The 8849-nt window shown below is 54.8% G+C and carries 9 protein-coding genes; all 9 read left to right on the plus strand.

All coding sequences use genetic code 11. From position 1 onward, the window contains the following. The first annotated feature begins 522 nt into the window (after positions 1-522). Positions 523-1206: a GntR family transcriptional regulator gene (locus YERSI8AC_RS00080; protein ID WP_141440253.1), complete on the plus strand. Its 684-nt coding sequence runs from the start codon at positions 523-525 to the stop codon at positions 1204-1206. Between the two features lie 558 nt (positions 1207-1764). Then, entirely contained in the window at positions 1765-2751 is a 987-nt protein-coding gene (locus YERSI8AC_RS00085) for a TRAP transporter substrate-binding protein (protein ID WP_159178008.1), read from the plus strand. Between the two features lie 4 nt (positions 2752-2755). Then, entirely contained in the window at positions 2756-3223 is a 468-nt protein-coding gene (locus YERSI8AC_RS00090; protein ID WP_141440251.1) for a TRAP transporter small permease, read from the plus strand. Between the two features lie 28 nt (positions 3224-3251). Continuing rightward, positions 3252-4529: a TRAP transporter large permease gene (locus YERSI8AC_RS00095; protein WP_027958702.1), complete on the plus strand. Its 1278-nt coding sequence runs from the start codon at positions 3252-3254 to the stop codon at positions 4527-4529. Between the two features lie 46 nt (positions 4530-4575). Then, positions 4576-5265, plus strand: a complete 690-nt coding sequence (locus YERSI8AC_RS00100; RefSeq protein ID WP_141440250.1) for a DUF4286 family protein — start codon at positions 4576-4578, stop codon at positions 5263-5265. Beyond that, entirely contained in the window at positions 5258-6208 is a 951-nt protein-coding gene (locus tag YERSI8AC_RS00105; RefSeq protein WP_051430510.1) for an NAD-dependent epimerase/dehydratase family protein, read from the plus strand. Before YERSI8AC_RS00100 ends, YERSI8AC_RS00105 begins: the two co-directional genes overlap by 8 nt. Continuing rightward, the gene (locus YERSI8AC_RS00110; protein WP_138799606.1) at positions 6205-6945 is read left to right on the plus strand and encodes an SDR family NAD(P)-dependent oxidoreductase; all 741 of its coding nucleotides are present in this window, start codon (positions 6205-6207) and stop codon (positions 6943-6945) included. Before YERSI8AC_RS00105 ends, YERSI8AC_RS00110 begins: the two co-directional genes overlap by 4 nt. Then, positions 6945-7733 carry a sugar phosphate isomerase/epimerase family protein gene (locus tag YERSI8AC_RS00115; RefSeq protein WP_159178007.1) on the plus strand — a complete coding sequence of 263 codons (789 nt, stop codon included), beginning with the start codon at positions 6945-6947 and terminating at the stop codon, positions 7731-7733. The genes YERSI8AC_RS00110 and YERSI8AC_RS00115 overlap by 1 nt, the downstream gene beginning before the upstream one ends. 74 nt (positions 7734-7807) lie before the next feature. Beyond that, a partial coding sequence (locus YERSI8AC_RS00120) for a sugar phosphate isomerase/epimerase family protein (RefSeq protein ID WP_159178006.1) occupies positions 7808-8849 on the plus strand: 1042 nt, incomplete at its 3' end.

The raw sequence follows: 8849 nt of genomic DNA on the forward strand, positions 1-8849 counted from the left end.
CTGGGTGCGCCGAATGCTTTTGTGCGCGTCACCGCGCAGCAGCGCTTGGAAGCGGAAATTAACGGCAGCGCTCAAGATGCTGCGGTTTGACCCTGACCGTCTGCGGGCTGAAAACACCGATTGCATCGCCTCTGAACAGTTCGAACCGCAGGTGATACCGCTATATTGAACAGCTGATCTCCTCTATCTGCTCAATTCGTAACATAAAGCTCGGGCCATGAAGCTCGAACAGATGCAAGGGAGCTGCGTTTTCGTGCTTAAAGCACCAACCTCAACCATTGTCAGAACGACAGGTCTATGAGGAAATTCAACCTAATTCCCCTTTTCAGGTTACATGATAGCTTCAACCAGAGAGTGCTATATAAATCGACATGATCCACTTCAATACGACTTATTTTCAGAGTTGTATTTGGAAAGATAGGCACGTAAGAAATTGAATACTGTATGCTAATGGTAGATTTTTTTTTATAGTGGCGATTTATAATGGGCTATAAAAGCCGGAAAGAGGATAACTAGACCAATATGCCCAGCAAGCAAACCATGAACTTAGGACGCATTAAACGTCCGCGAACTCTTGCTATGGAAGTAGCGGATGAACTGAAGGCGGCAATCATCTCCACTAAGATTGGTCTAGGAGAAATGCTCTCGGAAGAGCGTGTAGCGACCGAAATGGGTGTTAGCAGAACCCCTGTCCGCGAGGCTTTCTCGATTCTTCAGCACCAGGGACTGCTTACAGTGCTACCTCGTCGAGGCAGCATTGTCTTCCGTCCAGATGCTAGCGACATTGAGATGTTGGTCGACTTCCGCCGGCAAATGGAACTGGGTGCAGCGAAGCTGGCCATTAACAGCGCGCCCGCCGAAACGTCGACTGCACTGAACCGTATAATTGAAAGCATGGGCCACGCGCGTAACAATGATGAGTTACTAGCCTACACCGTGGCTGACGACGCCTTTCATGCCACTTTCTTCGAATTCTGCGGTAACCCTTATTATGGACAAGCTTACGAGCTGATCTCGGGACGGATTAGTGCACTTCGGGCGCACCTTTCGGTGCCGCTGCAGATTTACCGCACGAGGGCTTATGATGAGCATTTAGCCATCGGGAACGCTTTCGAGGAAAGGGATGAGGAAAAGCTTCTTATCGTCTTAGAGCAGCATATCTCGGCAATGACAGAAAACTATGTGAAGGCGCTTGCCTCGCTCTAATACCTGCCGAATTGACAGCCATAGGCTCGACACCCTTTTTCGCATAAGGGTGATATTGCCTATATACGGCGTACGTGTCTTTAAACCCTCCCTTCAGCTATTCAAACCAATCGATAACGATGGCTTGAACTTTGTTTCGCAGAATCCAGGCCTAATAAGTGGCTACCCTTGCTTGCTCGCTGAATGGGATGCTCTCTATATAAGCTCAACCACCTCGAATTCATACTTATCAAAGAGACTAGCTTAGCCCCAAGGAGTTGCTAACAGCACCTCACTTACCCGCCATCCTGTTACACAATCCAATATCTTCCAGAGTCACTCCACGAAACGCCATAGTTTACTGGGGGCATGAAGTTGCGTCTGAGACAGAAGCAAGCTAACCCGTTGAAAAGACTGAATGTAGGCTTTTTCCATTCATTAAGAGCCCGTGCTTACATCCTGCCATAAGGCAAAGATGCTCCTGAGTGTTCATTATCTTCCTGTTGACATACTGTATGTCAGTGAACTAGATTTCTATCAGTGAGGCCGCCAGTAATCTTAAAAACAAAGGAGAACAAAATGTTTAAGAAGCCCCTTACCTTAGCGGTTGCTGTTGCAATAACGCTGGGAACCCAATACGCCACTGCACAAGATACGATCACGCTTCGCGTAGCACACTCTATGCCTGCATCTCATAGCTACCAGTCCTGGATTGAGGATTTCGCGGTCGAGCTAGAACGCTTGGCTCCAGGTAAAATTGAGGTCGAGGCTTTCCCAAATGCCCAACTCGGAACCGAGACGGAATACCTTGAAGGTATGCAGTTTGGTGTGATTGAAGGAGCCGTAGTCGGACGTCACGGCCAGATTGATCAGCGACTCGAAGTTCTAAATTTGCCGATGATCTACAGAGATGCCAACCATCTAGATGAGGTACTACGCAGCGGTAGTGAGGTTCAGCAGACGTTAGACGACATCATGTACGAAAATGGCTTCAAGGTGCTGGGTTGGGGCGAGCTGGGCTTCCGCGACATTACCACTTCTGGAGTACCAATCCGCAATGCCCTAGACTTGGAGGGGCTCGATATCCGGGTGCCCAATGTTGAGCCATGGCTCATCGCCTTTCGTGAATGGGGCGCAAACCCTACACCTCTCGATTTCTCTGAACTCTACTCGGCACTTCAGCAAGGCGTAGTGGACGCGCAAGAAAACCCACCTGAGGTTATCGTTAACTCGCGTTTCGATGAGGTTCAGGACACGCTTTCGCTGACTGAGCATGCCTCGATCCCATCGGAGTTCATTGTGTCAGCCCGCTTTTGGGAAGGCTTAGACTCCGATTTGCAAGAAGCCGTCATGGAAGCAGCGACGATCAGTCGTGATGCGCAGGTGCAAGCTACACGTGAAGCTAACGAAGCGTTGGTGAATGAACTGTCTGACCGTGGTATGACCATCGTTTCAGATGTGGATCGTGACAGTTTTCGCGCTGGTGCCGAGGCTTCATGGGCAGCCTATGAAGATCGCATTGGCGCCGATCTAATTGAAGCCGTCCGCACCGCTGGCCAGGATTGAAACCATGGAACTGATTAGCCGGATCCTGAAGATCCTGATCGGCCTACTGCTGGCTGCGCTAGTGGCTGTCGTCACGCTGGGCGTTGTCTATCGTTACTTCCTTCAATCTTCTCTTTATTGGGGGACTGAAGTGCCGAACATCATCCTGGTCTGGCTGGTCTTTCTCGGCAGCGTTGCCGCCTACCACCAGCACTCGCACATCGCTTTCACAGTGGTGAGCGAAATGCTGCCAGGCTGGCTCGGTCGCTGGAACGAGGTGATTGTGCTGATGGTGACGCTAGTCTTCTTCGGCATTATGTTGTGGCAGGGCGCTCTGCTAACACAACAGGGTATGACCTCGTTTACTGAAGCATTGCGTATCTCTAAAGCATGGGTATATGGCGCTATACCCATTTCCTCGGCGTTGATCGTGCTCATGGTGCTAGAACGGTTGGGCCCGGCATTAAAGGCTGCGGTCAGACGCGACGCATAATAAAACTAATCCGATAGGAAACTAACAAATGCTGCTGACAATCGCACTCGTCTTTGTCTTGCTGCTGCTCATTGGCGTGCCCATCGGTTTCGGTATGGGGCTTGCGGCTACCATCGCTATTTGGCTGGATGGCAGCTACCCGCTGCTGATCATCGGGCACAAAATGGTGAATGCCATTTCGTCGTTTTCGCTGGTTGCGGTGCCGCTCTTCATTCTTGCAGGAGCATTGGCTGGCGAAACGTCTATTGCGCAGCGTCTAGTGCGTTTCGCCGATGCAGTTGTTGGGCATATTCGTGGTGGCTTGGGACAAGTGAATGTTGCCGCCTCCATGTTCTTTGGCGGTATCTCCGGGTCGGCGGTGGCCGATACCGCGGCGCTCGGCTCACTCATGGTACCGCCAATGGAACGGCAGGGTTACACCCGAGAAGATGCGGGTGCCATTACCATTTGCTCATCCACCATCGGCGTACTGATACCACCCTCAATTCCCATGGTGCTCTACGGTATTACGGTGGGTGAAAGCGTGGGTCAGCTATTTCTCGCGGGGATTGTGCCTGGCTTGTTAGTGGGTCTGATGCTGATGGCGGCGGTCTTCACGATGGCCAAACGCAAAAAGTGGCCACGCCGCGAACGCCGTGCCACCCGCAGGGAGCTTTGGGAGAGCTTTAAAAGTGCCTTTCTTTCGCTGCTGCTTCCGGTCTTCCTGCTCGGTGCCATTGTAAGTGGACTGACGACGGCGACAGAGGCGGGTGTTATCGGCGTGATCTATGCGCTGCTGCTAGGCGGTGTGGTCTATCGTGATCAGACGCTGATACAGATGTGGAAGGTTCTGGTTAACTCTGCGATCAACACGGCCGTGCCACTGTTTATCCTCGCTACCACCTCCGTTACAGCCTGGATTGTTGCTGTGGAGAGATACCCAGACACCTTGGTACGCTTTTTTGACACGGTTGGATATGGCCCCTGGATGATCATCCTATTGATCATTCTCTTTTTGCTGGTGGTTGGGATGTTCATGGATCTTGTCCCGGCACTGGTGCTCTTCGCCCCAATACTGCTGCCTGTGGCAGAGGCGGCAGGCTACGATTCAGTGCACTTCGGCATCATTATGATCATGACGTTAGGGATTGGCCTGGTAACGCCACCCGTGGGCAACTGTATCTATCTAGGCTCGGTGATTGCGCGAGTCGGTGTTGGGCGCCTATCTATTGCCTCGTTGCCTTTCCTGGCCGTCAACATGCTGGCGCTGTGCCTCGTGGCCTTCTGGCCTTGGCTGACGCTGGCACTACCAAAACTATTCTACTGAGTCATCAGCTGCAGTTCCTTAGGCAATGCGGCAGGAGAACCAAATAATGACGGGATTTTTGGGGCAAGGAATACTTGCCAATTGGGGCGGTGTGACCGAGGTAGCAGAGACGGATTACAACGCTTGGCACAGCCTTGAGCACATGCCTGAAAGAATGTCGGTTCCGGGATTCCTTCGTGGTCGACGCTGTATTGCGGTGGAAGGAACGCCGGCTCACCGTCGCTACTTTATGATGTATGAGACTCGCACGCTTGAGACATTAGAGTCTTCGCCTTATCTTGCGCGCCTTAACGACCCAACGCCCTGGACGCAGCGAATTTTATCGGAATACATAGCGCCCTCGCGGACGATTTGCCGTGTCCTTGGCAGTGCAGGGCGTGGTGTCGGGGGTTGGATCGCCACTTTTGAGTTTGGAGAAGATAAGCGAGACACGGCAACCGCATTCGCTAGCGGCGACTGGATAGATAAGATAATGCACCTTGATGGCATATTGGCAGCTCATGCGCTCGAAGGTGATCCTACCACTGGCCAGCAGCCCACAAAGGAGAAAATCTTCCGCGAATCTCGCGATAAAGACATTACCGTCGCCGTTGCTCTGTTGGTTGAAGGAATGGATCGTGCCTCTGTTGAGGCGGCGATAGTGGCGCTTAAGAATCACCTGGGAGCACTTGCGTCTGACTGCATCACGCTTTACCAAACCCAGCACGTACTGAGCGATGTCGATGCCCATGAGTGATCTTGCCTTCCCTCCACTCCCCTCCGCAGAGGCGCCCAAAGTTCTTGTGACTGGGGCCGCGGGTTTCATCGGCGCTTGGACACTGCGCGCACTACTCTTTGAGGGCTACTGCCCCGTCGTATTTGACTTGAAAGAGGATCGCCGTTTGGTGGCCGCGATCTGTGGCTCGGATGCCGCCAACATGCTCAATTGGCACATAGGCGATATCCGGGACACCGATCAGTTGCAAGCAGCAGCCATGGGGACGGAGCGCATCATTCATCTAGCAGGCATGCTGACTCCCGGCTGCCGTGCTAACCCTCGGCTCGGGGCTGAAGTGAATCTGATCGGCCTGCTTAACGTCTTTGCTGTCGCACAAACACTCAACCAGAAGAGCGTGATCTACATGAGTTCTGCCGGGGTTTACGGCCCTAGCGGGGGCTCAACCCCCCAGCCAACAACGCTGTATGGGGCCTTTAAGTTGGCCGGCGAAATCTGCGCGCAGTCTTTCTGGGATAATGATGGGCTCGCCTCCGTCGGGGTGCGGCCTTATGTGGTTTACGGGCCTGGTCGTGAGATAGGCCTTTCTGCTGGACCAAGCCTTGCTGCACGTGCTGTGGCTGAAGGTCGATCGTTCACGATTCCCTTTACAGGGTTGCTTGACATGATTTATGTCGCAGACGTGGCCACAGCCTTTATGGCCGCACTGAAAGCCGATATTGCGGGCGCGCACGTGGTGAATTTGTTCGGCCAAAGAATCGAGGCCGTCGAGGTGGCGCGCATGCTTGACGAGCAGGCCAGCGAGGATATCTCGGTTACAGCAACGGGGGATCCGATGCCAATTGTGCTTCCGCCACCCGATGACAGTGCAGCCATATTGGTGGACTGGTCGCCCACACCACTTTCTCAAGGGCTGAAACAGACGATCAAATATTACCGAGCGAACGCTGGAGTAGAATCATGACAAGGAAGCTGGAAGGGCAAATCACGATCATTACCGGAGGGGCTCGCGGCATTGGACGTGGGATCGCTAAGCGCCTGGCGGCAGACGGCGCGCAGGTCATTATCTGGGATATCCGGCCCGAGTATTTCGACTCAGTGGCTGCGGGTTTCGAGCCAATTGACACCATGGCCGTCGATGTTGCTGATCCCGAAAGTGTTGCCACTGCCGCTCAAACAGTGCTGACTACGTATGGCGCTCCATCTATTGTTGTAAATAACGCGGGAATTAATGGGCCCGTCGTCCCCGTGGCTGATTATGATTTCGAGACATGGCGACGGGTGATACAAGTGAACCTTGATAGCGTGTTCCTGGTTAGCCGCGCCTTCGTACCCGCCATGGTTGAAAAGAGCTACGGACGCATTGTTACCGTCGCCTCCATTGCTGGAAAGGAAGGAGTACCCGGCATCGCTGCCTACGCTTCGGCTAAAGCGGGAGCCATCGGTTTCACGAAGTCGCTCGCGAAAGAGCTAGTGACCAGCGGGGTTACTGTTAATGCTGTGGCCCCGGTAATGGTTGAAACAGAACTATTAGAGCAAATGACGGCAGAGCATATCGCTGCTTCGAAAGCGAAGATCCCGATGCAACGCCTACTCGGTATTGAGGAGCTGGCAGCTGTCGTGGCCTTCGCAGCTAGTCCTGAATGCTCATGTACCACGGGCTTCGTGTTCGATGCATCGGGCGGGCGGGCGACTTACTAATGGCTCATCCCATCGGACTCGCGCATTTGAGTGCAATGGAACTCGAGCCTGCTGCGCTCATCGACTTGGCGGCCGACACTGGGCATGCTTCGGTCGCGCTGCGCCTACATTCAGCGGCGGCCGGCACGCCCGTCTACCCGATGGTTCCTGGCTCTGTCGAGACACTGGCGCTGCGTGATTATGCCCATTCCCGGGGCGTAGCTATTAGCGAAATAGAGCTAGTGCCGATCACCCACAACCTTGCGCCGGACACCCTACGACCTCTTCTGCAAGTAGCAAAGGAGCTGGGAGCAACCGGATTGATTGTTACCGGTGATATCGATGATCGAGCGTTGTTGATTGACCGCTTTGCAGCAATCTGCAAAAACGCAGCAGCACACGGGCTGCTTGTCCATCTTGAATTCATGCGCTGGCGTGCTGTTGGCACGCTGTCGGATGCACGTGAGGTGGTAGCGCAGTCTGAACAGCACAATGCACGAATTCTGGTGGATTTGTTGCATCTTGCCCGCTCAGGCGGAACTGCTGAAGAGTTAGCCACGCTGCCACCGGATCTCGTCAATCTGGTGCAGATTTGCGACGCCACGGCTGAGCTTCAAGGCGATATTATTGCCGAAGCACGTGGCGGCCGACTCATGCCTGGCCAAGGCGCACTACCCATTCCGGACATGCTCTCAGCTCTACGCGGTACATGGAATGCAGCTCTTGAACTACCTGGCATGGGTGAAGGAGACGCCAGGCGTACAGCACTGGCCGAAGCACGGGCACAGGTTGAGAAGCTGTGTAGGTAAAGCACCCACGCTAGTCACCTTCCTGCCACGCCTGGCGGGTTACTGATGTTACTCAATGCAAGGAGCGTAATGCCATGTACTCATCCATTGCCACGGTTTGCTTAAGCGGCTCCCTGGAAGAGAAGGTAGATGCCATTGCCCAGGCAGGCTTTGAGGGGCTGGAGCTGTTTGAAAATGACCTAACGGCGTTCACCGGCACGCCGCGGGAAGCGGGTGAGTTGATTCGCTCCCGCGGCCTTAAGCTGGTGACGCTTCAGCCGTTCCGCGATTTTGAGGGTCTCCAGGGCCGCGCACGGGAGCGGGCCTTTGACCGCGCCGAGCACAAGTTTGACCTGATGGAGGAGCTCGGCACGGATCTGCTCATGGCGTGCAGTACCGTCCACCTTGATTCGCTACCGGGATTGAGCCGCGCCGCCGATGACTACTATGAGCTCGGCGAGCGTGCCGCGCGGCGTAATCTCCGCGTGGCCTATGAGGCGCTGGCCTGGGGCCGCCATATTCACGACTACCGCGATAGCTGGGAGGTGGTGCGCCGCGCAGCCCACCCCAATGTCGGCCTGGTACTGGATACCTTCCATATTTTCTCCCGCCAGACGGAGCTGGGCACCATCGGTCGCATTCCGGGGGATCGCATCTTTCTGGTTCAGACCGCCGATGCGCCGCGTCTCTCCATGGATCACCTGTCGTGGAGCCGCCACTATCGCTGCTTCCCCGGCCAGGGTGAGCTGCAGATGGATAAGTTCATGGCCATGTTGGATGAGACCCGTTACGACGGCCCGCTCTCCCACGAGATCTTTAACGATGTCTTCCGCATGGGCCACAGCGACCAGACGGCCCGGGACGGGCTGCGTTCCTACCACTTGCTGCGCAGCATGCAGGGCGACAGCGGGATTCCCGCGCCGCAGCCGATCGAGTCGGTCGCCTTTCTGGAGATCGCCGTTGAGTCTGAGGATTTAGCCTCGCTGCGGGAGCTGCTCAGCGCCCTGGGCATGGCCTGCGTGGGGCGCCACCACACGCTTAACGCCGAGCGCTGGGCGGCAGGTGACGTCAATCTGGTGCTCAATGCCGAATCGAGCTTTACCGGCCGCACGCCAGGACGTGATGCCACCGCAGTAA

The organism is Halomonas sp. 113, assembly GCF_904067645.1.
In the GTDB taxonomy this organism is placed as follows: Bacteria; Pseudomonadota; Gammaproteobacteria; order Pseudomonadales; family Halomonadaceae; genus Vreelandella; species Vreelandella titanicae.